The sequence below is a fragment of the Sinobaca qinghaiensis genome, from assembly GCF_003610495.1.
Taxonomy (GTDB): domain Bacteria; phylum Bacillota; class Bacilli; order Bacillales; family Marinococcaceae; genus Sinobaca; species Sinobaca qinghaiensis.
The window spans coordinates 111910-133554 of record NZ_RAPK01000008.1 but is presented as its reverse complement, the minus strand read 5'-3'; the positions used below and the strand labels follow the sequence as shown (position 1 = coordinate 133554).

The window sequence follows — 21645 nt, the reverse complement described above, 5'->3', positions numbered from 1 at the left end:
TTCTGTAAATTTAGTATACCAAATTATTCACAAAAATGACATAAAAAATTGAAATAGTTTGAACTTTTTTTGAACGAACTATTTCATATATTGACATAAATTAAAAAAAGTACATTGGTGAAGGTTCCCATAGATTCTCCAGTTGTTTTCAAACAGCATTCATCTTTTAATCTACATCCTTCGCCGAAAAAATCCAAACGGCCCTGCTTACGCTTACCAAAATAAGGGTAAATACTAACTAATCAGATAAAAAGGCGGGATAAAATGGCAGTACTTAAAGCATTGGTATTAAATGGCTCACTGAAAAAAACCGGAGATGAAGAGTCCAATACAGAAGCATTGACCAACGAAGTGTTAAAGCTTTTGGAAAAAGAGGGGGTATCTACAGAAACGGTAAGGCTTGCTGATTATCACATTCCATATGGCATCAGCGAAGATTTAGGAGAAGGAGATGGCTGGCCGGCTATTTTTGAAAAGGTAAAAGAAGCCGATATTCTTATTATTGGAACTCCTTTATGGATAGGAGAGAAGAGCAGCCTGACGACGCTTGCAATGGAAAGACTGTACGGCGGCACCGGCGTGACAAACGAAAAAGGCCAGGCGGTTTATTATAATAAAGTAGGTGGAGTAGTTATAACCGGCAATGAAGACGGCGCAAAACATGCTGCGGCTTCTGTGCTGTATGGCCTCTCCCATATCGGCTTCACAGTCCCTCCTAACGTAGACTGCTATTGGGTGGGAGAAGCTGGTCCCGGTCCATCATTCATTGAAGCAGATGGCATGAGTAACGAATTTACGAAAGGGCACGTAACAATGCTTGCTTATAACCTGCTTCACATGGCACGCATTTTAAAAGAAAACCCGATACCGGCAGAGGGCAATGTATAATAACGCTTATACCTTTAAATAATCGAATAAACAATGACTATTTAATCCGGCAGCAGATGACCTATAAAAATTCATTTCAAAGAACGTTCCCTGTAGTGCAGAGGGAGCGTTCTTTCCGTTTTCTCTGCTGCTGCCTTTTAAAAGAAAAGCCGGAAAAAGATAGAAATAAAAAAATCGTGATATAATAAAAGGTATTACAGAAGGAGGATTGAGCATTGTGAACACGTACCTTGCTCTTGCAGAAAGCGTCCGAATGATAAATAAAGGAACGCACTCGATCCTTATTGATTATGATGACACATTGGAATTTATAGGAAAAGGAAGAAGCGCCTATGTTTTTAAAATAGAAGGAACGGAAGTTGTGCTGAAAGTGTTCTTTCCGGATTTTGCTGCTGTAGCTAAAGAAGAGGCTCTCATTTACCAGGCTCTCGGGGGGCTGGAGTATTACCCGAACCTATATGAAGCAGGGGAAAATTATCTGGTCATCGACCACGTAAAAGGAAGCACTCTTTTCCAATGCCTGCAAAAAGGCATGCCGATAACAGAAAACCATTTAAAAGAAGTGGACAGGGCGCTGCAGCTGGCCAGAAACAGAGGCCTGAATCCATCGGACATCCATCTGCGTAATATTTTAATTACAGATGCAGGCGATATCAAAATCATTGATGTCGCCCGCTACCGCCAGCAGAAAGACTGCACACAGTGGGATGATTTAAAAAATGCATTTTATGTATACTATACGAGAAAACATTTTCCTAAAAAACTTCCGGTTGTTTTATTAAATACAGTCGCTGCCTTATACAAAAGAAAAATGCTCCCCCACTACGGGGGACATTAAGAAGCACCGGATCAGCATCAGCGATCCAGTGCTTTTATTTTTACCAGCTTGATTTTTTTACGCCGGGTATCTGACCTTTATGGGCAAGATCCCGAAAAGCGATACGGGACATATTGAATTTTCTCATGTATCCGCGGGGACGTCCGGTTACCCCGCAGCGGCTGTTGGACCGGGTAGGGGAGGAATCTCTTGGAAGGCGGCGGAGCGCTTCGTAATCTCCCTTTTCTTTTAGTTCATAGCGGACCTCAGCATACTTCGCAATAAGGGCTTCCCGTTTTTGCTGTTTGACGACTTTTGATTTCTTAGCCATTTTTCTCTCTCCTTTATAAAACGTAATGATTACGATTTATAAAATATATCATGTCTTTTTCTGCTTTGCAAGAATGCGGCTTGATTTATTTTTCAATGAAAGCGTTATATACTGCAGGAGAAACAGAAAATCAGAGGAGGGTCCAGCATGCCTGAAAAAAAACAGGGAACAAACTATACGGCCGCATATCCAGGAAAATGGGAGGATCTAAAAGATTATAAAATTGAAGGAAGAGTTAAAACAAGAGGAAAGCTGTTTTTAAATGAACTTCTTGGTCTTACCAGTATGGAAGCATCGCTCAGCTCTTTCCCGCCGCATACATCTATTCCGTTTCACCATAAGCACGTAGAGAACGAAGAACTTTATATTTTCGTAAAAGGAAGCGGCCAGTTTCAGGTCGATGACGAAATATTTGATATTGAAGAGGGCACTGTTGTACGAGTAGCGCCGGAAGGAGCCCGTACTCTGCGCAACAACTCCGATGAAGTGCTGTATTATATCTGCGTGCAGGCTAAAGACCATTCATTAAATCAAAAAACGAATGATGACGGAGTTCTTGTAGAAAAGCCGGTGGAATGGGAGTAATGTTTTAATTTCTCCGAAAAAAGGAAAAAAGCTGCAAAGGAGAGATATTATATGGATATTAAAACAGGTAACAACGAATTTTACGTAGAAGATCAGCAGGGAAACAAAGCGGCCCAGATTACTTTTTTTGAAGAGAAAGATGATGAAATAGTCATTGACCATACAGAAGTGGCTGAAGATTTAAGAGGGCAGGGCATTGGCTATCAGCTCGTTGAGCATGTAGTGGAAAAGGCCAGGGCAGAGAATAAAAAAATTATTCCCCAGTGTCCTTATGCAGAAAAGAAGCTGAAGGAAAATGATGAATTTCATGATATATTAGCATAAAATACTTCTGTTAATACAGCAAACCCCCGGAGACAGCCGTCTCCGGGGGTTTATTTTACTGTATTGCTTTTTGATACCAGGCTTTAGCTGCTTCCACTTCTTCAAGTGTAAGCTGGTGGCCGGCCTGGCTCCAGTATTCTTCTACTGTTACTCCTGCCTCGGAAAGAGTACGGCTGAGTTCTTTCGTTTCTTCCGGGGTACAGATGGGATCGTTTTCTCCGGCTCCGATAAATACAGAAGTGCCGCTTAAATCTGGAAGCTCTACACCGCGTCTTGGTACCATCGGGTGATGAAGGGAAGCTGCTTTAAGCGAATCGTTATAATGGTACAGGAGGCTGGCAGCGATATTTGCGCCGTTGGAGTAACCGACGGCAATTACGTTGCTGCGGTCAAATTCATATTTTTCTGCGCTTTCGTTAATAAATTCATGCAGCTCTCCGGTGCGGAATAACAAGTCTTCTTCATCAAATACACCTTCTGCCAGCCGACGGAAAAAGCGGGGCATGCCGTTTTCGGACACATTGCCGCGTACGCTGAGGACAGAAGCCTCTTCATCAATTAGTTTAGCCAGTTCAAGCAGGTCTTCTTCTGTACCGCCTGTTCCGTGTAGCAAAAGGAGTACCGGTGCATTCTTTTTACTGGACTGCTTAAAAATGTGTTTCATAGTATAGACCACCTTTGTATTGTATTAGTTCGTTCAAGTAAATATAATCAGGCTTCCGGCTTGTAATCGAGAGGCTTTATTTTCGCCTCGATTTCAGCGCGCTTTGGCTCCAGGTAAGGAGGAAGAGCGAGCGTTTCACCGAGGTGTTCCATGTCTTCGTCTCCATCAAATCCAGGACCATCTGTAGCAATTTCAAACAATATGCCATTTGGTTCTCTAAAATATAAAGAGCGGAAGTAAAAACGCTCCACGAAGCCGGAGTTGGGAAGTCCGGCATTCGTGATATGCTGGATCCATTTATCGAGTTCTTCTTTGTCTTCTACCCGAAAAGCGACGTGATGCACGCCGCCGCGTCCCTGTCTTTCAAAAGGAAGGTCGGGGCGTGGTTCCAGATGGATTTCCGTACCGCTGCCGCCTTCTCCTGTTTCATATACTTCGATATCCGGTTGTCCTGCAGCTTCAGCGGGATAGCTGCCTTTGCGGCGGAAGCCCATAATGTCTGTAAGGACACCGGCTGTAGGGGCAGGATTTTTAACCGTTAACCGAATCGGCCCAAGTCCTGTTACGCCATGTTCTACCGGTACAGGTGCGCGGTTCCAGGGAACGCCGCCGGCCACACCCTCATTGTTTTCATCAGAAACAAGGAACAGGCGCTGGCCTTCAGGATCCTGAAAAGCAAGTGTGCGGCGTCCGGCACGTTCTACGATCTCATCATGACCAACTCCCATCTCATCAAAACGGGCTTTCCAGAAATCGAGCGCTTTGTCGTCTGCCACGCGGAGAGAAGTGCCGGAAATACTGCTCGCTCCCGGTTGATTAGGTGCCGCCATAGGGATTTCAAAAAAGGTAAGCTCCGTCCCTGGATTTCCTTTTTCATCGCCGTAAAAAAGATGATAAACGGAAGTATCGTCCTGATTCACCGTTTTTTTCACGAGGCGGAGACCCATTACTTTTGTATAAAAATCAAGGTTGTGTTCTGCGTTTGCGGTCAGGGCAGAGAGATGATGAATGCCTTTAATATTCATTGGTTTTCCTCCTTATAGGGAATGGATTGTTTTTGGATTTTTTTTAATAGATGCAGTAACTGCTGCTGTTCTTTTTCGGAAAGAACCTGAAACTGCATGGCCTGAAAATGTTCCTGATTGGGGACGCTCTGTTTATATAGAGTGTTTCCCGCCTCTGTTAGGGTGATCGTTTTCGTGCGCCATTTCTGCTCACGCTGGATGTATCCCATATCCTCCATTTTCCGGAGCATGTGCGTAATGTTTCCTTTGGTCACAAAAAGCTTTTCGGCCAGCTCCTGCTGGGAAAGCGGCTGATGGGCACCTACCTGGGCAAGTACATCAAACTGGGAAGTAGTTAAGCCGTAAGTTTTTAAGTAAGCATTGGAGCGGTGCACGCTTTCGTTGTAAAATCGGGAAAGGCGGAACCAGAGCAGCAGTCCTAATTGTTTTTGTTTTTTCGTCAGTTTTTTCTTTATGCTCATTTTCAGGTTCTCCTTTCTTTACCCTTATCAGTTTAATATTAAACTGATAGAAAAGCAAGTTTTTAATTTGGCAGGCACCTTTCGTCTGGCTTACACTGAAAAGGCATAGAGGCGGTGGATACATATGAAGGCTTATATCTTTTTAATCATTACGGTTATTATATTTACCGGTAATATTCTGGTCGGCAAAGCATTGGAAGACATTCCGCCGTTTACGATCGCATTTCTCCGCGTAGGTATCGCTTTAGCCGTCGTTCTTCCGATCGGCTGGAAACAGGCGGTCCGCCACCGGGAAGTATTCCGGTCGGAGTGGAAGCCGCTGCTCGGGCTGGCTTTAACAGGAGTGGCTTTTTTTAATGCTTTTATTTATTTGTCTTTAAAATATACCAGTGCATCCAACGTAGCGATACTGGAATCTTCTATCCCAGTCGTAACGATCGCAGCCAGTTTCTTTTTGTTTCAGGAACGATTGAAAGGGTACCAGTGGGCAGGCGTTGTTCTTTCGGTCGGAGGGGCTGTCTGGGTTATTACAGATGGATCAATGGAAGTGATCCGGAGCCTTTCTTTTAACAGGGGAGATGTTATTATGCTCGCGGCCGTGGCCGTCTGGGTGATTTATTCGTTTCTTGTGAAAATGCATATGTTCAAGTTTCCGGCATACGGCAGTCTGCTCGTTATGCTTGCTGCAGCCACCCTGGTCCTGCTGCCTTTTGCGGCAGTCGAAACCATACTTTACGGACTGCCTCCGATTGACGGTTATCAGGATGCTGCAGGGATTGCTTATCTGGGCATTTTCCCTTCTGTGATTGCGCTGCTGCTCTGGAATCGTTCGATTGCAGAAATCGGTGCTTCCCAGTCTTCGGTATTTCTAAATTTACTGCCGGTATTTACCATGGCCGGCGCCTATATTTTCCTGGGCGATACGATCACCTGGACACAGGCAGGCGGAGCGGTGGTTGTTATATCCGGTGTCATGCTTACTACCCGGAAGTCGATCGGATTTCGCAGAATAAAAAAGCATAATGAATAAAAGTCTGTGATATTTTCTGCCGTCCTTCTTGAAGGGCGGCTTTTCTTTTTAGACAATAGGACCATATGTATTTCGTATAATAGCAGGGCAATACGGGCTGGAGGCGTCTTATGAATAAAGAGAAAGTACTGCTGATCGGTAATGGCATGGCGGGACTTCGTTTTATAGAAGAGTTACTCGAAACCGCTCCGAAAACTTTCGATATAACGATTATTGGTGAAGAAACAGGACTTTCCTATAACCGGATGAAGCTGTCTTCCTATCTTCAGGGGGAAGCAGGCGGACCGGAATTATACATACATCCGCTGCAGTGGTATGAAGACCATCATATTGAACTGATTACGGGAACAAAAGCATTATATGTGGACCAGGAAAACCGGGTGGTCCGCACAGATGATGGAACGGAAGTGGCGTTTGACAAAGCCGTGATTGCTACAGGTTCTAAAGCCTATATCCCTCCTGTGCAGGGAGCAGATAAAGAAAACGTATTTGTTTTCCGGACAATGAAAGACTGTGAGGAAATTCTGGATCAGGCAGACACTTTTCAAAAAGCGGCCGTTATTGGAGGAGGACTTCTCGGACTTGAAGCGGCCCGGGGCCTTTTAAATAGAGGCCTGGACGTTACGGTGGTTCATCGTGGTCCTTTTTTAATGAATCGTCAGCTGGATGAAATGGCAGCGGGGCTGCTGCAGGAAGAATTGGAAAAACAGGGGATGCATTTTTTATTTTCTGCTGAAACCAAAGCAATAAAGGGCTTGGAACAGGCAGATGAGCTGTTGTTTGAAGATGGCACCTCTCTTGCGGTAGATGCTGTCGTAATGGCAGCGGGAATAAAGCCTCAAATAGAGCTGGCGGGGGCAAGCGGTATTCCTGTGAATAAGGGTATTATAGTTAACGACTGGATGGAAACAGAGGCAGAAGGTATTTATGCCCTCGGAGAATGCGCAGAGCACCGGGGCACTACATATGGTCTGGTCGCTCCGTTATATGAACAGGCCAAAGTGCTTGCGGCTTCTGTTTCAGGAAAAAAAGAACGGGACTATTCCGGCTCTGCTGTATATACGAGACTGAAGATTCCAGGAGTGGAAGTATTTTCTGCGGGAAGCCTTGAAGAAGAATCGGACAGCTATGTGCTGCAGCTTTTCGATGAAAAAGAAAACCAGTACCGCAAGATTATTATGAAAGAAGATATGGTGCAGGGAGCTGTGCTTTATGGCAGCACGAACATGTCCGCTTCCCTGCAGCAGTGGATTAAAACCCGGAAGCCGCTCTCGGAAAAAGAAAAACAACAGCTTTTATCCGTCAATGATTCCACGAAGAGTAGAATTAAAACGCTCTCGTCTCACGCGGCTGTCTGTCACTGCAATAATGTATCCAAAGGTACCATCATAAAAGAAGTGCAGACACGCGGGCTTTGTACAGCAGAAGAAGTAAAAGCCTGTACCGGTGCTTCTTCTTCATGCGGGGGGTGCCGCCCGGTAGTGGAAGAGCTTCTGGACTATATGCAGAGCGATGAGTTTAACGAGCACATAGAAAAAATACCTTTCTGCGAATGCACGGACCTGGAAGAAGAAGAGGTCGTCAGCCTCCTTCAGGATCGTATGCCATCTTCTTTGAAAGAGGCTTATCAAATGCCCGGCTGGAAAACGGACAAGGGGTGTGGGACGTGCAGAGAAGCCCTTCCCTACTATTTATATATGATCTCTCCTGCTTATTTTTCAGCAGAAACAGGGAAAGCCGATACGTATGAAAATATAATAGAACGCTCGGATGGAAGTCTGGCTGTCCATATTCCAGGAAAAGGAGGAGGATTTTCCCTGTCTGAATGGGAGAGTGCGGCAGAAACGGCGTCCGCATGCGGGGTGGATTTCTTAAAGCCGCTTCCGGATGGATCGATCGAAATCTCCCCTGTGGACCCCGGGCTTTTAGAAACAGCGGCTGAAAAACTGGGCTTACAACGGATGGGACTGCCCGGAAATCGATTTCCGGCTGTACAGATAAGAAGCCTCGAAAAAGTAGAATGTGCCTGTACAAAACAGCCGGAGCAGGAAATGGCAGTATGGCTCGAAAAAAGAATGGAACTGCTCCCATTTCCGACACAGCCGTTTATCCGCATGTCCTCCTGCAGCCACAACTGTGCAGACATTCAAAGTGGGCATGCCGGTATACTATATCAAAATGAAAAGTGGGAGCTTCGAGTGGCTGTAGAAGAAAAAAACCATATTCTTTTTTCTTTTGCTGAGCAGCAGACGGTGCTTTATATGCTTGAATCTGTTCTGTTATACTACCGTATTTCAGCGGGGTACGGCGAAACACTCTCCCGGTGGGTTGAAAGAGTAACCATGGTTCATATCAGGGAAGTTCTTTTTCAAGAAGCCAACGCAGCGGTGCTTTTGGAACAGAAAGACGAAGAACAGCAGCGGATCAAAGAGCTGATGTTACAACAAGGAGGACACATATGTCAGAGCTGATGCTTAAATACTTCCGGGAAAAACAGCAGAAAGTGGAAACGGAAAAAGTATACAACGCGCAGTGTCCTTTCTGCAGTATGCAGTGCAAAAAGCAGGTGATTGAGCAGACCATTGTTACGAGAAAAAGGTACCGTACCACTGGGGTCGATAATCCAACGACAGGAGGCCGTCTTTGTGTAAAAGGCCTCAATGCCTATCAGCATGCGTTTCACGAAGACCGTCTGCGCTATCCTATGCAGAAAATAGACGGGGCTTTTCAGCCGATCAGCTGGGACGCAGCACTGCAGCTAATTAAAGAAAAAATTCCGGCTCTGCAGAAAGAGTACGGAAAAAATACTATCGGCGTATACGGCGGCGGATCGCTTACGAATGAAACTTCTTATATACTCGGTAAATTTGCAAGACTGGCACTGGGAACGAAGTATATTGATTATAACGGCCGATTCTGCATGTCGGCAGCGGCCTCAGCTGGAAATAAAGCGCTGGGGATAGACCGGGGATTAACCAACCAGCTGGATGAAATTCCGGAAACGAAATGTATCATTCTGGCAGGAACCAATATTGCTGACTGTCAGCCGACGATTATGCCGTACTTTGAGGAAGCAAAGCGCAATGGTGCCTATATTATTGTCGTAGATCCACGTGAAACAGCGACGGCACAGATGGCCGATCTGCATTTGAAGGTAAAGCCCGGATGCGATAATGCAGCAGCCAATGCGATACTTAAATGTATATATGACGAAGGCAAAGCAGATCTGGATTTCATAGAAAAACGGACCGAAGGCGCTGAGGAACTATTCGTCCATCTGCAGGGGTTAACGGTGGAAGCCTGTGCCGAAGAGGCCGGTATTCCCTATCAGGAACTGGAAAAAGCAGCAAGGGCATTTGCGAATGCAGAATCCGGAATGATTTTTACCGCCCGCGGAATTGAGCAGCAGGTCGACGGCTATCTGGCCGTCCGGAATTTTATCAACATACTGCTGTTGACTGGGAAAATAGGAAAAAAAGGAAGTGGATATGGAGCCATTACCGGTCAGGGCAACGGTCAGGGAGGAAGAGAACATGGACAAAAAGCAGACCAGCTCCCGGGTTACCGGTCTATTGACAATAAAGAAGACCGGAAGTATATAGCTGATGTATGGGGGATGAAGGAAAAGGACATGCCCGGAAAAGGTGTCTCCGCCTATGAAATGATGGAGCTGATCGGCAGAGGAGACATTAAAAGTTTATTTCTTGTCGGCTCTAATCCCATCATTTCCAACCCTCATGCAACGATGGTAAAGGAAGCCATCCAGTCACTGGATTTTTTCGTAGCGGTGGATATGTTTATTTCGGAAACCGCAGAATATGCCGATCTGGTTCTGCCGGCGGCTTCTTACATGGAAAATGCAGGAACGCTTACGAATCTGGAAGGGCGGGTTACCCTTCGGGAAGCGGATAAAAAAGCACCCGGTGAAAGTAAAAATGACTGGGAGATATTATCAATGATCGCTGGAATACTGGGATACGGCACTCAATTTTCCTATCAATCGGCAGAAGAGATTTTTAACGAGCTGCGTCTGGCCTCAAAAGGAGGCATAGCCGATTATTTTGGAATAACGTATGAACGGATCCGTCAGGCAGAAGGAGTCTTCTGGCCGTGCCGCAGTGAATCAGATCCCGGAACGAAGCGACTTTTTGAAGACCGTTTTGCAAGAGACGGAGGGCGGGCCGAGCTGCTGGTAGTACCTTTGAAAAATGAGCATCCTAAAGAAGAAGTCAGTCAGGAGTTTCCGCTGTATTTAACGACAGGCAGGGTAATGGCCCACTATTTAACCGGAGTGCAGACCCGGAAAAGCAGTAATTTAAATGCCCGCCTGTTTGAATCGTTCATTGAAATTCACCCTGTAACTGCGAAACGCCATGCTATTTCAGAAAACACGCTCGTTACTATTGAATCGCCGCGCGGGCAAATCACCGTCAGAAGCAGGATTTCTGAAAGTATCAGGGAGGATACGGTGTTTGTGCCTTTTCACTGGGCAGAAAGCCAGAACGTCAACATGCTCGTAGAAGGTAGGCTTGATCCGGTCTGCCGGATGCCTGGTTTTAAGCGGTCAGCGGTCCGGGTATCACCATATCAAGAGCAGCAGTAAAAAAGCCGGACCCTCTCTCAGGGTCCGGCTTTTTACTGCTTTTTAATAACGCTTAAGTGCCTCTTTCGCAAGCATAGTAATAGTCATATCGTCCATCGGGGGATTATGAAGACCGGCCCGGACGTCGCGGTAATAGCGCTGAAGCGGGTTGGAAGCCGATAAGCTTCTTGCGCCTTCAATCCGCATGGCCAAGTCAACAACAGCAATGGCTTCATTGACGACGCTTCGCTTAACCGTTCCAAGCTCCGGCTTCATGGCGTCCCGCTGTGCTGCAGATGACTCGTCCCACTGCCGGGCCACACTATGGAGAAAATGCCTGCTTTGTATAAGTTTGGCTTCCATCTCGCCGATTTTCTCCTGAACGGCTGGTATATCAGAAATGGTTCCTTCCATTGTATTCGGCGAATATTCTTTCGCGAAAGCTGTGGCGTGGTTCGCAGCGGCCTGGGCAATGCCTAAATAACAGGCTGGAATATGAAGCAGCCATCCGGCTGCTTTTTTGTTTCCGGGGTTCAGAAAGGTGACGAGATGGTCCTCCGGCACTTTTGCCTGATCAAGTACAAGATCGTGGCTGCCTGTGCCCCGCATAGCGACAGAGTCCCAGGTTTCGTCAATGGAAACCCCCGGGGTGGCGCGTGGAACGAGAAAGTTAGCCGTACGGTTATCTTCAGTCAGGCCGGCACTAACTACAAAGTAATCCAGGGCAGGGGCAAGTGTCGTAAATGTTTTGCGGCCGGTCAGCACCCAGCCATCTTTGGAGCGGGAGGCTTCAGTCATAGGTTTTCCGCCCCTCGTCGGACTTCCGGTCGCAGCCTCTGTAGCTGTATTGTTCAGCAGTGCCTGATCGGAGGTGATGGTTTCACACACTCGTTTAAATACAGATTCCGGCCATGGACGTGTTTCGGTCAGATCCTTTAAGATTCCGACGTGCCATCCGATCGCCAGGGCAGTGGAACCATCGGCTTCTGCAATGATTTCCTGTGACTCAATGAACTCCAGTAGAGAGATCTCCATCCCGCCGTATTCTATAGGGGCTGTTAGAGAAGGATATTTGATTTTTTTTAAGTCTTCTATATTTTGATGGGGAAAAACAGCTTCTTCGTTATGGCTCCATGCTCTTTCTGAAAAGGGAGCCGTCGTTTCTTTTAATAGTTGAAGCCGGCTGTCTTTTGTTGTTTCCTGCAGAACGTTCATTTGTCTTCACTCCTTTTTCATACTATTCATTTTAACGCAGCCGGACATCAGCGCCCAGAAATGTGCTTTTACAGAATATCTTATGTAAAGAACCTCTGCCTGAAAAGACAGAGGTTCCTGGATGAAACTGCTTTATTTCCTGCATACGGCAATGCCTAATGGGTAATGAACTTCTTCACGGCGTGGTCGTTCAATTGCAACACCAAGCTGATAGAAAAGCTGGGCCTTCTGCCATTTCCATTTAGAGTCTGTAATCAGGCCGGCCCATTCGTTATCGGTTAATTGATGAAAATGAAAAGATTCATTGGAAGGAAAGCCTCTGCCCCGGCCGAAAGGGGTGGATATCACAAGAGTACCGCCTGGTTTTAAAAGGCGGTGCAGCTGTTTTAAACATAAATAGTCGTCAGCTACGTGTTCAATTGTTTCAAACGAAATGATGGTATCAAAGGTGCCAATTCTCCCGGGAAGTTCCGGGTCAAGAAGATCTCCCTGTTCAAAGGAAAGCAGGGGATGATAATACTCCTTTTGGGCATATTCCACCGTTTTTGGATCTACATCTATTCCCAGAGAGGAATCAATGAAGTTTTTGCGTGTTTTTGTAACTATATGGGTGCCATAGCCTGTTCCGCAGGCAATATCAAGCACTTTTCCTGAAGCATAGGGACAGGCAAACGAATAACGTGCCATATGTTCGAGCAGCATTCGATTGGAAGCCTGCATCTGCTTTGGGATGATTCGTTCTCCCGTATCATCTAACATATTCACTCACCGCTGTCTGTTTGTTTCTATTAAGCATAGCGAAAACAGCATTTATTGAAAAGCCTGATGATTATCAAATTTCCATCTGATTTTTTGGGATAAATAGAAAATTCTGCAGGAGCAGAACATATTAGTCATAGGATATAACGATAATTTCTCCGGTGCGTGCATCCACATCGACATCTACTTCTCCCTGTGAAGATACGATTTCGAGTTCGTACAGAACTCTGCCGTCGTCATCATCAAGTTCAATATCAGTAACAGAACCGCCTCCGACTTCTTCAAGTGCAATGGATTTAGCATCATCCATGCTTATCGGAAGTTGATTTGATGAAGATCCTGTCTCACGGGAAGATTCTTCTTCAGCAGGAGAGGCTTCCTCAGAGCTGCTCTCTTCAGCAGCCGGTTCAGGCTCTGAGGCTGTATCCGCAGCGCTTTCCTCACTTGCTTCTTCTTGAGAATCAGCGTTCGTTATCTCAGAAAGCTCAACGACGTCTCCGGAATCTGCATTAAGTTTGAGACGGTAATCGTTATCATTTCCGTCAATTTCCATCGTATATATCTGCTCTCCGCTTTCATTGTTTAGTTCAATTACAGTAACTTCTCCGGGATAGCGGCTTGCAGCCAGTTCTTTTGCTTCCTCGGAATTGAGGGAAGGATCATCAGCAGAAGCCGAAAACATCTGCACTCCGACAGCGACAGCGCCGATAGCAATAATGCAGAGGGTGATGATGATCAATTTTTTCATCTTTGCCCGCTCCTTTTCTTTTCTTATATACTATAGTATAGAATACATAAATGAAGAGATCATGATAAAAAAATGAGAATTTGATGAGAGGAAGAAAAATAGATGATTGAAATAAAAAAAGCAGGAGTAGAGCAGGCAGGAATTATTAAAAAAGTAATGCACGAGTCATTTAAAGAATACAATCATTTTGACCCGCCTTCCGGGGCAATGAAAGAAACAGAAGAATCTATTGCTCTTTCACTGGCAGCCGGGGAGGAGTGGGCGGCCGTACTTTATGAAAACGGCATCCCTCTCGGAATGATCCGGGTAAAAGAGGAGGATACCCGGTTTTATTTTATGAGGCTTTCCGTTCTGCCGGAAGCAAGAGGGCGCGGGTATGCCAGAGCATTAATCAGCTGGGTGGAGGCGGAAGCGGAAAAGGCCGGAAAAGAAGAAGTATACTGTAAAGTCCGGTGTACTACAGAAGGTAATATCAGGCGTTATGAAAAGCTGGGCTACCGGGTTTATCGTACAATAACGGTAACAAAACTCGGTACGCCTTTTGATATCGTGGCGATGTCCAAGCCGCTTTACACATAAAAAAAGAAAGGTTCTCTTCGCAAAGAGAGCCTTTCTTTTTATTTTATCGAATTAAGCGGAACGCTGTACTTCATTCTTAAGCAGGATGACGCGGGGATGTGGGAACTCTTCCTCTTCGCCTGCAAAAGGATAACCGGAAAATTCTACACATACCGTACGGTCGTATTCAGCAATGACACGGCATTCTTTTCCTTGATAGTACAGGACTTCGCCTTTTTCGAAAAGCGGTTCTTCTTTTTCTTTTTCCATGTCGTTCGCCTCCTTTGTCTACTGTAAATGTAACGAAAAAACGGCTTGGAAGCAAGCCGTTTTCCCTGGAAGATGTGCAATCGGTCAAAATAATCGTGCTGTTATTTTAAAATGGAAACTTACGGTAGCCGGACTGGACCCCGATAGTTTTAACTGTTGTAAATTTATCGATTACCCATTCGCCTCCGAAACGGCCGAGTCCGGAATCTTTTTCGCCGCCGAATGCTACGTGGGCTTCATCGTTTACAGATTGATCATTAATGTGAACCATTCCTGTTTCAATCTTTTTTGCTACCTGAATGCCGCGGAAGCGGTCTTTAGTAAACACAGATCCGCTGAGGCCGTAAGGAGAAGCATTAGCAATATCAATAGCTTCCTGCTCTGAACTTACTTTAATAATAGGGGCAACCGGGCCGAATATTTCGTTTTCAGCAATAGGCATATCGTTTGTTACGCCGGTGAGTACGACAGGCTCGAGAAGATTGCCGTTTGCTTTGCCGTCAAGCGCGATATGAGCACCCTGCTTAACACTTTCATCAAGATCTTTTTGAATGCGGTCCAGCTGATCTTTATTAATAAGCGGACCAATTATGGTTTTCTGATCTGATGGATCACCGGCCTGCAGTGATTTTGTTTTGGCAATGAACTTCTCTGCAAATTCATCGTGAATGCTTTCATGAACAACGATGCGGTTCAGCGCCATGCATATTTGTCCCTGGTGCAGGAATTTACCAAATGCTGCAGCTTCCACAGCCTGATCGACGTCTGCATCCTCAAGTACGAGCATCACGTTGTTTCCGCCCAGTTCTAATGCCGTTTCCTTTAAGTGCTTTCCGGCAAGTTCTGCGATGTGGCTTCCTACTTCGGTTGAGCCGGTAAAGGAAATTACTTTTGGCACGGGGTGCGTTACAAAGCTGTCCCCAATCTCCGAGCCGCGTCCAACCAGCACATTAACCGTACCTTTAGGAAATCCAGCTTTTTCAAAAACGTGGGCAAGCATTAAGCCGGAAGTAACGGGTGTGTCGGAAGCCGGCTTTATTACTACGGTATTGCCTGTAGCAAGGGCCGGGGCAATGGATCTCATAGATAAGTGAAACGGGAAGTTCCATGGCCCGATAACGCCGACCACGCCTTTAGGCATACGGTACACATAGTTTTCTTTACCGGGATTGTTGGAAGGAAGAATTTTTCCATCCATTCTAGTTGGGAAAGAAGCGGATTCACGAACGATGCCGAGTGCTGCCTGAAATTCGGCTTCTGCTTTAGCGGCAGTGCTTCCTGCTTCTTTTACAAGCCATTCTTTAATAAATTCTTTTTCTTCCTGCATCGTATCTGCAAGCTGATACAAATGAGCCTGCCGTTCGGCGGGAACGAGCGCAGCCCATTCTTTCTGCGCCGAGGCGGCTGCATTATAGGCTGCATCCAGATCCTGTTCGTTTGCGGACGTAATCGTGCCCAGAGCCTCCTGGGTAAATGGATTTGCATTTTCTATTGTTTTGGCACTGGAGCCTTCTGTCCAGTTTCCATTGATATACTGCTTCGTAAATGATTGTGTCACTTTCTATTCCTCCTGTAAGTTATTAATTGTAACTAATTAGTAGTATACCCAACCTGCTGAGTATGATAAACCTAAAAGTTTTAAAGGTCAAATTTAGTCAAAACTATTCTGCTAAAATAATGAAATAGTATAGGCAAAAGGGGGAAGGGGTGAGAAGATAGGTGCAGTTCGAAACAGCAAAGGCAGGGATAGTGTATGGAAAAGGGCAGAGCTTATGCGATGACAATTGCCGGTGCTTCTTTTTGGGGTATGACCGGCTTATTCGTACAGAAACTATACACGTTTGGCTTTACTCCGCTTGAAGTGGTTACGGTCCGTATGACGTTATCTGCTTTTCTTTTGTTCGCGGTGCTTCTGGCCATCCGTTCCTACCAGCTTCACATTTATTTTCGTGATATCCCTCACTTTATAGGTCTCGGCGTAGTCAGTATCGCCCTGTTTAACTGGTGTTATTTCACCGTTATGGATGAGGCGTCTCTTTCCATTGCCGTCGTCCTTCTATATACAAGCCCTGTATTTGTGGCACTCATGTCACGGTTTATTTTTAAAGAACCGCTGACAAAAAACAAGCTGATTGCTATCAGCTTAACGCTTGCAGGCTGCGCATTTGTAGCGGGTCTTCTGCCGGGAGGAGCTGCTGCTGTAGAGCCGGGAATTCTAATGCTGGGTTTTGCCTCTGGTTTTTTCTGCGGCATTTACAGCGTGATCGGCAAATTTGTCAGCCGGAAATACAGCTCGATTACCATCACGGCATATTCCATGCTCTGCGGCAGTCTCGTTCTTCTTCCTATGAGCGGCCTGCACACCAGGCTGTATCTGTTTCAGGAATGGGAAGTATGGATCTGGGCGCTCGGAAGCGTTCTTGTTTCCACGATTCTGGCATATATCTTATATACTGCCGGTTTGAAGCACATCGAGGCCGGGAAAGCTGCTATACTCTCCACAGTAGAGCCGATTGTAGCTATTCTCGTAGGGGTCCTTATCTTCCGGGACATATTAACCGGATGGCAGCTGCTTGGCATTATTTTGGTGCTTTCTTCCGTTCTGCTTGCTATTTTTTCAAAAAGAAGAAAATTCTCAAGAACTTCAAAAGCCGCCCCGGCAGAATTTACGCCAGTCTCTTATAAAAAGTAAGTGACAGACGTTTAAGGTTCTGCAGAAAGGGAAAAGCATATACTGTATGCAACAGCTGGAAGAAAAAATCAAGGAGGCACCAATACAATGAATATTTTAGTAGCAGGCGCAAACGGCCATACAGGAAGACTATTAGTAGAAAAGCTTGGAAAATCAAACGAGCATGACGTATTTGCTATGATCAGAAAGCCGGAACAGGCTGATGAGCTTAAAAATCTTGGAGCAAAAGACGCCGTCATTTCCGATTTGGAGGGCGACGTATCAGATGCACCGAAAGGCATGGACGTTGTGATCTTCGCAGCGGGCTCCGGTTCAAAAACCGGTCCGGAAAAAACAGTGTCGGTAGACGAAGAAGGCAATAACAAGCTTGTGGATGCTTCCAAAGCTCATGGCGTAAAGCACTATATTATTCTAAGCGCGATTGGCGTGGAAAATCCAGGCGGCAAAATTAAGCATTATGCCGAAGCAAAGAAAAATGCAGATGAGCATTTGAAAGCCAGCGGATTAGCGTATACTGTTGTAAGACCAGGCGGTTTAACATTTGATAAAGGAACCGGCAAAGTGGAAGCAAAAGAAAAGCTCGAAGATCCGGGCAGCCGTGATATTCCAAGAGAAGACGTAGCGGACGTGATGATTGCTTCCATCACAGAAGAAAATGCTAAAAATAAAACATTTGAACTTCTCTCCGGTAACGATACAATCGAAGATGCATTAAAAGCACTGTAAAATATAACAGCAAAGCCGGCCTCCGCAAGGAGCCGGCTTTTTTTGTACAGGAAAATAAAAAAACTGCAGAGAAACAAAAAAAGCGAACCCGGACGGGTTCGCTTTTTTTATATTAAAGATCTAAATCTAGTGGAGGATTGTTTTCGCTGTTCATCAGGCGGATGTGATCCGGCTTGATTTCAAGCACAACATATTCGGGGTCATTTGGTCCGTCCAGCCATTTGCCCATACGCTCATTCCAAAGCTCTTCTTTAAGATTCTGGTCATCACGAATGGTAACTTTTCCGGAGATTTCAACGAATTCATCATTTAATCCTTCACCCTGGTAGCCAAGGAGGATGTGCACATTAGGGTTTTCCTCTACTTCTTCAGCTTTATGCGTTTCTTTATTTGTCGGAGTGTAGAGAGTTAAATTGTCATTAAAGAACGTCATGTAGCGGGAATGAGGCTTATTGCCTTTAACAGTAGCAAGAATGCCTACTTTATTTTCATCAATAACCTGAACGATTTTTTCTTTAAGCTGCTGTTGATTCATAATATATACGCTCCTTTATTTATCTATTGTTTCACACTGAGGTCTATTCCTGATTTTCCCTGTATTTAAACAATCAATTTAAAAGCAGGCTGTTTGTTGCAGAAAGATTAAATTATTGACGAATTGGGAATTTTCTGTTTTCGGAACAAAGATTCGGGGTAAGTGAATAGAGTCCGGAAATATAAATTTCAGGAAACGAAGGAGGAGTAATATGTTTAAAAGAGTAGATAGGCTCCAAATTGAACTCCCTCGCCCGACTAACCCAGACCCGGAAGCAGCGACGACCGTACAGGAACTTATGGGTGGACGTTTCGGTGAAATGTCGACACTGAACAATTATATGTATCAATCGTTTAATTTCCGGAGCAAGAAAAAGCTTAGACCCTTCTATGAACTCGTAGCAAGTATCACAGCCGAAGAATTTGGACACGTGGAACTTGTCGCCAATACAATCAATCTATGTATCGACGGCTCTGTCGGAAACGGCAGTACCAATCCGGATGATACGCCGCTCGAGCCGGTACTGCCGCTTGGCAATAAGGCTAACTTTATTATGGGCGGACAAAATGCCCTGCCGATGGATTCAGGCGGAAAGCCGTGGTCCGGCGATAACGTTTTTTCCAGCGGTACCCTCGTAACGGATCTTCTTCATAACTTTTATCTGGAATGCGGCGCGCGTACCCATAAGATGCGTGTATATGAAATGACGGATAATGAAACAGCAAGAGAGCTCTGCGGTTATCTGCTGGTACGAGGAGGCGTGCACGTTGTAGCATATGCCAAAGCGCTTGAAAAAGCGACAGGCGTAGATATGACGAAAATGCTTCCAGTGCCGAATCTCGATAACTCCAAGTTTGACCATGCGAAGAAATTTGAAGATCAGGGACTTCACAGAAAGCTTTACCGCTTCAGTGATGATGATTATAAACTTCTTGATCGTATTTGGGAAGGACCTACTCCAGTTGGACCTCCGGGTGAATTGGAAGTAGTCGATGGTATTCCGGAAGGTGCAGAAATACCGGATCTGGAAAATATTCCAGAAGAATTCGCCCCGGGCTTTGACGAACAGAGTTTTAGGGAGCTGTCTGAGCGTTTAAAGTACGATGCTGGATTGTAATAAAATAGTAAGTACAGGCTTCCCTTTATGGGAGGCCTGTTTTTTTATTATTAGACCAAATGTATGATTTTCAATTCCAATTTAAGGAGAATAATAGTACTATAGATGCAGGTGAAGAGGAGGAGAATAAAAATGAAAAAACCTTGGATATGGATGATTCTGGGGGGATTGGCGTTGGCAGCGGGAATTTATTTTTTGTTTTTTAATACATATCAGCCGGCTGTGCTGGAAGAAGACGGAATAGAATACCATTCCCGGATTGCTGGAGAACATTTTGAAGTGTGGGACGGCGAATCCTGGCAGGAAAAGAAAATTCACGGCGTCAACCTTGGAATGGGAAAGCCCGGCGCTTTTCCGGGAGAAGCGGCTATAACAAAAGAAGAGTATAAAGACTGGCTGGAAGACATAGCAGACATGAATGGGAATACAATAAGAATTTATACGATTCATCCACCGGCCTTTTATGAGGCGCTGAAAGAACATAACGAAAAAACAGAAGATCCAATCTACTTATTTCACGGCGCATGGGTGAATGAAGAACCTTTGGAAGAAACCCTGGATGCGTTTGATGAAGAAAATACGGAAGATTTTCAAAAGGAAATGAGAAATATTGTCGATGTCGTGCACGGCAGTGCTTCTATTGAAGAGGAGCGGGGGCATGCTTACGGAGAATATACAGCAGACATTTCCCCTTATGTTATAGGGTGGATTGTCGGTATCGAATGGTACCCGTTTATGGTAGATGAAACGAATAAAAAAAATGAAAATACCGGAGAGTATGAAGGAGAGCTTATTTATACAGAAAACGCAGAGCCGTTTGAACACTGGCTTGCAGAGCAGATGGATACAATGGCGGTATATGAGAAAGAGGAATACAGCTGGACGAGACCAATGAGCTTCACGAACTGGGTGAGCACCGATCATCTCGATCATCCGGCAGAACCGCTGGAGCAGGAAGATATGGCTTCTGTTAATCCAAATCACATAAAATTAAAAGGATCCTCTGAAATAACGGGGCAATTTGCCTCTTATCATGTGTATCCTTATTATCCTGACTTTTTGAATTTAGAAGAAGACTACACGGAATTTATAGACCACCGTGGAGAAAAAAATAACTATGCGGGCTATTTAAAGGATTTACATGAAGCCAATGACCTGCCGGTGTTGATTGCGGAGTTTGGCATTCCTGCCTCACGGGGGAAAACACATGAAAATCCTTTCGGCTATAATCAGGGATTTATATCTGAGCAGCAGCAGGGGGAAATGTTGTCGAGCCTGTATGAAGATATTGAGGAGGAAGGCATGCTCGGCGGGCTTGTGTTTACATGGCAGGATGAGTGGTTCAAGCGGACGTGGAATACGATGGAGTATGACAATCCTGACAGACGTCCGTACTGGTCAAATGCGCAGACAAATGAACAGCAGTTTGGGCTGTTGAGCTTTGACCGGGATAAAATAAAAGTAGACGGATCTTTTGATGACTGGAAAGACATTGACCCTCTCTATGAAACAGAAACAGAAGCTTTATGGATGGATCATGATGAAAAATTCGTCTATTTCCGTATAGACCGTCAGAAAGATGAAACACCTGTCCTGGCACTGGATGTGAATCCAAACCAGGGGAACAAAGAAGCCGAACACATAGAAGGCGTCAGCTTTGAAGAAGGCATCGACTTTATGATTGAACTGCCTGACAAAGAAAATGCCCGTATTACGGTAGATGCCTATTACGATGTTTTTCATTTGGATTACCGGGAAGACCTTGAAGAGGAGGAAGCGGGCGCAGATAGTGGGGTTTTTCATCCAATGAGGCTTGCTTTGAACCGGGAGCTCGAAAGGCCGGACACTGGAGAAATACTGCCTTTCAGCTATTATGAAACGGGAAAGCTGCGCCATGGAAACGCTGACCCGGAAAGCGATTCATATGACTCGCTTGCAGACTATATGATAGATGACGAAACAGGGACAATCGAAATGCGTATCCCATGGCAGCTTTTGAATATTACAGCTCCAGGGACAAAAGAGATCATGGGAGATATCCAGCAGGAAGAGGGTTTAACTGCCCGTGAAGAAACGGAAGGCATCAAAGCATCTCTTCTGTTAGGAGAGAAGCAGGATGATGTGTATGAGATCAATAAGTCACTTCCGGCCCAAAAGGATGGCACAGTGCCGGCAGGTAAAATGAAGCAGTATACATGGGAAGAATGGGATCTTCCGGAATATGAGCCGCGCAAAAAAGAGTCCTACTATATTCTGCAGGAAACATTTGCTGATTGAAAACAATAAACCGTAGAAGAACTGCTGGAAGTAAATATAAT

The 21645-nt window shown here is 45.3% G+C and carries 21 protein-coding genes and 1 pseudogene; 12 read left to right on the top strand and 10 right to left on the bottom strand.

What is annotated here, in order from left to right; all coding sequences use genetic code 11:
- The first annotated feature begins 264 nt into the window (after positions 1 to 264).
- Together ATL39_RS08040 and ATL39_RS08035 are read left to right on the top strand one after the other, a co-directional pair.
- The gene (locus ATL39_RS08040; RefSeq protein WP_120192814.1) at positions 265 to 888 is read left to right on the top strand and encodes a flavodoxin family protein; all 624 of its coding nucleotides are present in this window, start codon (positions 265 to 267) and stop codon (positions 886 to 888) included.
- A 217-nt stretch (positions 889 to 1105) separates the two neighbouring features.
- Positions 1106 to 1726 carry a protein kinase family protein gene (locus ATL39_RS08035; RefSeq protein ID WP_245960950.1) on the top strand — a complete coding sequence of 207 codons (621 nt, stop codon included), beginning with the start codon at positions 1106 to 1108 and terminating at the stop codon, positions 1724 to 1726.
- Between the two features lie 40 nt (positions 1727 to 1766).
- Here ATL39_RS08035 and rpsN read toward each other — a convergent pair whose 3' ends face one another.
- Positions 1767 to 2036, bottom strand: a complete 270-nt coding sequence (rpsN, locus tag ATL39_RS08030; RefSeq protein ID WP_120192812.1) for a 30S ribosomal protein S14 — start codon at positions 2034 to 2036, stop codon at positions 1767 to 1769.
- Positions 2037 to 2183: 147 nt separating this feature from the next.
- Here rpsN and ATL39_RS08025 point away from each other — a divergent pair, with 147 nt between their 5' ends.
- Together ATL39_RS08025 and ATL39_RS08020 are read left to right on the top strand one after the other, a co-directional pair.
- Positions 2184 to 2621 carry a cupin domain-containing protein gene (locus ATL39_RS08025; protein WP_120192810.1) on the top strand — a complete coding sequence of 146 codons (438 nt, stop codon included), beginning with the start codon at positions 2184 to 2186 and terminating at the stop codon, positions 2619 to 2621.
- Positions 2622 to 2663: 42 nt separating this feature from the next.
- Positions 2664 to 2945: pseudogene (locus tag ATL39_RS08020) on the top strand (GNAT family N-acetyltransferase); the annotation flags it as partial.
- 55 nt (positions 2946 to 3000) lie between these two features.
- On the opposite strand, the gene ATL39_RS08015 reads toward ATL39_RS08020, so the two are convergent.
- From ATL39_RS08015 to ATL39_RS08005, 3 genes are read right to left on the bottom strand one after another with little or no spacing between them, the layout of a single operon-like run.
- Entirely contained in the window at positions 3001 to 3609 is a 609-nt protein-coding gene (locus ATL39_RS08015) for an alpha/beta hydrolase (RefSeq protein WP_120192807.1), read from the bottom strand.
- A 47-nt stretch (positions 3610 to 3656) separates the two neighbouring features.
- On the bottom strand, positions 3657 to 4634 hold the full coding sequence (locus ATL39_RS08010; RefSeq protein ID WP_120192806.1) for a ring-cleaving dioxygenase: 978 nt from the start codon (positions 4632 to 4634) through the stop codon (positions 3657 to 3659).
- Positions 4631 to 5095 carry a MarR family winged helix-turn-helix transcriptional regulator gene (locus ATL39_RS08005; RefSeq protein ID WP_120192804.1) on the bottom strand — a complete coding sequence of 155 codons (465 nt, stop codon included), beginning with the start codon at positions 5093 to 5095 and terminating at the stop codon, positions 4631 to 4633. The genes ATL39_RS08010 and ATL39_RS08005 overlap by 4 nt, the downstream gene beginning before the upstream one ends.
- Positions 5096 to 5219: 124 nt before the next feature.
- Here ATL39_RS08005 and ATL39_RS08000 point away from each other — a divergent pair, with 124 nt between their 5' ends.
- From ATL39_RS08000 to nasC, 3 genes are all read left to right on the top strand, one after another.
- Positions 5220 to 6125, top strand: a complete 906-nt coding sequence (locus ATL39_RS08000; protein ID WP_120192803.1) for a DMT family transporter — start codon at positions 5220 to 5222, stop codon at positions 6123 to 6125.
- Between the two features lie 110 nt (positions 6126 to 6235).
- Positions 6236 to 8596 (top strand): nitrite reductase large subunit NirB, encoded by a 2361-nt coding sequence (nirB, locus tag ATL39_RS07995; RefSeq protein ID WP_120192802.1) that lies wholly within the window; start codon positions 6236 to 6238, stop codon positions 8594 to 8596.
- A complete protein-coding gene (gene nasC / locus ATL39_RS07990) occupies positions 8584 to 10728 on the top strand; it encodes an assimilatory nitrate reductase catalytic subunit NasC (protein WP_120192801.1) in 2145 nt (714 codons plus the stop codon). Before nirB ends, nasC begins: the two co-directional genes overlap by 13 nt.
- A gap of 42 nt (positions 10729 to 10770) precedes the next feature.
- On the opposite strand, the gene ATL39_RS07985 is transcribed toward nasC, so the two are convergent.
- From ATL39_RS07985 to ATL39_RS07975, 3 genes are all read right to left on the bottom strand, one after another.
- Entirely contained in the window at positions 10771 to 11922 is a 1152-nt protein-coding gene (locus ATL39_RS07985) for an acyl-CoA dehydrogenase family protein (protein WP_120192800.1), read from the bottom strand.
- 132 nt (positions 11923 to 12054) lie between these two features.
- Positions 12055 to 12681 carry a class I SAM-dependent methyltransferase gene (locus ATL39_RS07980; RefSeq protein WP_120192799.1) on the bottom strand — a complete coding sequence of 209 codons (627 nt, stop codon included), beginning with the start codon at positions 12679 to 12681 and terminating at the stop codon, positions 12055 to 12057.
- A gap of 130 nt (positions 12682 to 12811) precedes the next feature.
- A complete protein-coding gene (locus ATL39_RS07975; RefSeq protein ID WP_120192798.1) occupies positions 12812 to 13429 on the bottom strand; it encodes a PepSY domain-containing protein in 618 nt (205 codons plus the stop codon).
- 102 nt (positions 13430 to 13531) lie between these two features.
- Between ATL39_RS07975 and ATL39_RS07970 the strand changes: the two genes are divergently transcribed.
- Complete coding sequence (locus ATL39_RS07970; RefSeq protein ID WP_120192797.1) at positions 13532 to 14008, top strand: GNAT family N-acetyltransferase; 477 nt, start codon at positions 13532 to 13534, stop codon at positions 14006 to 14008.
- A gap of 51 nt (positions 14009 to 14059) precedes the next feature.
- Here ATL39_RS07970 and ATL39_RS07965 read toward each other — a convergent pair whose 3' ends face one another.
- Complete coding sequence (locus tag ATL39_RS07965; RefSeq protein WP_120192796.1) at positions 14060 to 14257, bottom strand: hypothetical protein; 198 nt, start codon at positions 14255 to 14257, stop codon at positions 14060 to 14062.
- A gap of 106 nt (positions 14258 to 14363) precedes the next feature.
- On the bottom strand, positions 14364 to 15815 hold the full coding sequence (locus tag ATL39_RS07960) for an aldehyde dehydrogenase family protein (RefSeq protein ID WP_120192795.1): 1452 nt from the start codon (positions 15813 to 15815) through the stop codon (positions 14364 to 14366).
- Positions 15816 to 16010: 195 nt separating this feature from the next.
- Here ATL39_RS07960 and ATL39_RS07955 point away from each other — a divergent pair, with 195 nt between their 5' ends.
- Together ATL39_RS07955 and ATL39_RS07950 are read left to right on the top strand one after the other, a co-directional pair.
- Positions 16011 to 16949, top strand: a complete 939-nt coding sequence (locus ATL39_RS07955; RefSeq protein ID WP_120192794.1) for a DMT family transporter — start codon at positions 16011 to 16013, stop codon at positions 16947 to 16949.
- Positions 16950 to 17036: 87 nt separating this feature from the next.
- A complete protein-coding gene (locus tag ATL39_RS07950; RefSeq protein WP_120192793.1) occupies positions 17037 to 17675 on the top strand; it encodes an SDR family oxidoreductase in 639 nt (212 codons plus the stop codon).
- A 112-nt stretch (positions 17676 to 17787) separates the two neighbouring features.
- On the opposite strand, the gene ATL39_RS07945 is transcribed toward ATL39_RS07950, so the two are convergent.
- Positions 17788 to 18210 (bottom strand): pyridoxamine 5'-phosphate oxidase family protein, encoded by a 423-nt coding sequence (locus ATL39_RS07945; RefSeq protein WP_120192792.1) that lies wholly within the window; start codon positions 18208 to 18210, stop codon positions 17788 to 17790.
- A gap of 211 nt (positions 18211 to 18421) precedes the next feature.
- Here ATL39_RS07945 and ATL39_RS07940 point away from each other — a divergent pair, with 211 nt between their 5' ends.
- Both ATL39_RS07940 and ATL39_RS07935 read left to right on the top strand, forming a co-directional pair.
- A complete protein-coding gene (locus tag ATL39_RS07940) occupies positions 18422 to 19327 on the top strand; it encodes a manganese catalase family protein (protein WP_120192791.1) in 906 nt (301 codons plus the stop codon).
- Between the two features lie 132 nt (positions 19328 to 19459).
- Positions 19460 to 21604 carry a hypothetical protein gene (locus tag ATL39_RS07935; RefSeq protein WP_120192790.1) on the top strand — a complete coding sequence of 715 codons (2145 nt, stop codon included), beginning with the start codon at positions 19460 to 19462 and terminating at the stop codon, positions 21602 to 21604.
- The last annotated feature ends 41 nt before the right edge of the window (positions 21605 to 21645 follow it).

What these genes read in the sequence shown, in the direction of transcription:
- ATL39_RS07965 (WP_120192796.1), bottom strand. Translation starts at nt 14,257, where the DNA reads ATGGAAAAAGAAAAAGAAGAACCGCTTTTCGAAAAAGGCGAAGTCCTG.
- ATL39_RS07975 (WP_120192798.1), bottom strand. Translation starts at nt 13,429, where the DNA reads ATGAAAAAATTGATCATCATCACCCTCTGCATTATTGCTATCGGCGCT.
- ATL39_RS08025 (WP_120192810.1), top strand. Translation starts at nt 2,184, where the DNA reads ATGCCTGAAAAAAAACAGGGAACAAACTATACGGCCGCATATCCAGGA.
- ATL39_RS07935 (WP_120192790.1), top strand. Translation starts at nt 19,460, where the DNA reads ATGAAAAAACCTTGGATATGGATGATTCTGGGGGGATTGGCGTTGGCA.
- ATL39_RS07945 (WP_120192792.1), bottom strand. Translation starts at nt 18,210, where the DNA reads ATGAATCAACAGCAGCTTAAAGAAAAAATCGTTCAGGTTATTGATGAA.
- rpsN (WP_120192812.1), bottom strand. Translation starts at nt 2,036, where the DNA reads ATGGCTAAGAAATCAAAAGTCGTCAAACAGCAAAAACGGGAAGCCCTT.
- ATL39_RS08005 (WP_120192804.1), bottom strand. Translation starts at nt 5,095, where the DNA reads ATGAGCATAAAGAAAAAACTGACGAAAAAACAAAAACAATTAGGACTG.
- nasC (WP_120192801.1), top strand. Translation starts at nt 8,584, where the DNA reads ATGTCAGAGCTGATGCTTAAATACTTCCGGGAAAAACAGCAGAAAGTG.
- ATL39_RS08040 (WP_120192814.1), top strand. Translation starts at nt 265, where the DNA reads ATGGCAGTACTTAAAGCATTGGTATTAAATGGCTCACTGAAAAAAACC.
- ATL39_RS08000 (WP_120192803.1), top strand. Translation starts at nt 5,220, where the DNA reads ATGAAGGCTTATATCTTTTTAATCATTACGGTTATTATATTTACCGGT.
- ATL39_RS07940 (WP_120192791.1), top strand. Translation starts at nt 18,422, where the DNA reads ATGTTTAAAAGAGTAGATAGGCTCCAAATTGAACTCCCTCGCCCGACT.
- ATL39_RS07970 (WP_120192797.1), top strand. Translation starts at nt 13,532, where the DNA reads ATGATTGAAATAAAAAAAGCAGGAGTAGAGCAGGCAGGAATTATTAAA.
- ATL39_RS07950 (WP_120192793.1), top strand. Translation starts at nt 17,037, where the DNA reads ATGAATATTTTAGTAGCAGGCGCAAACGGCCATACAGGAAGACTATTA.
- ATL39_RS08015 (WP_120192807.1), bottom strand. Translation starts at nt 3,609, where the DNA reads ATGAAACACATTTTTAAGCAGTCCAGTAAAAAGAATGCACCGGTACTC.
- ATL39_RS07955 (WP_120192794.1), top strand. Translation starts at nt 16,011, where the DNA reads ATGGAAAAGGGCAGAGCTTATGCGATGACAATTGCCGGTGCTTCTTTT.
- nirB (WP_120192802.1), top strand. Translation starts at nt 6,236, where the DNA reads ATGAATAAAGAGAAAGTACTGCTGATCGGTAATGGCATGGCGGGACTT.
- ATL39_RS07980 (WP_120192799.1), bottom strand. Translation starts at nt 12,681, where the DNA reads ATGTTAGATGATACGGGAGAACGAATCATCCCAAAGCAGATGCAGGCT.
- ATL39_RS08010 (WP_120192806.1), bottom strand. Translation starts at nt 4,634, where the DNA reads ATGAATATTAAAGGCATTCATCATCTCTCTGCCCTGACCGCAAACGCA.
- ATL39_RS07985 (WP_120192800.1), bottom strand. Translation starts at nt 11,922, where the DNA reads ATGAACGTTCTGCAGGAAACAACAAAAGACAGCCGGCTTCAACTATTA.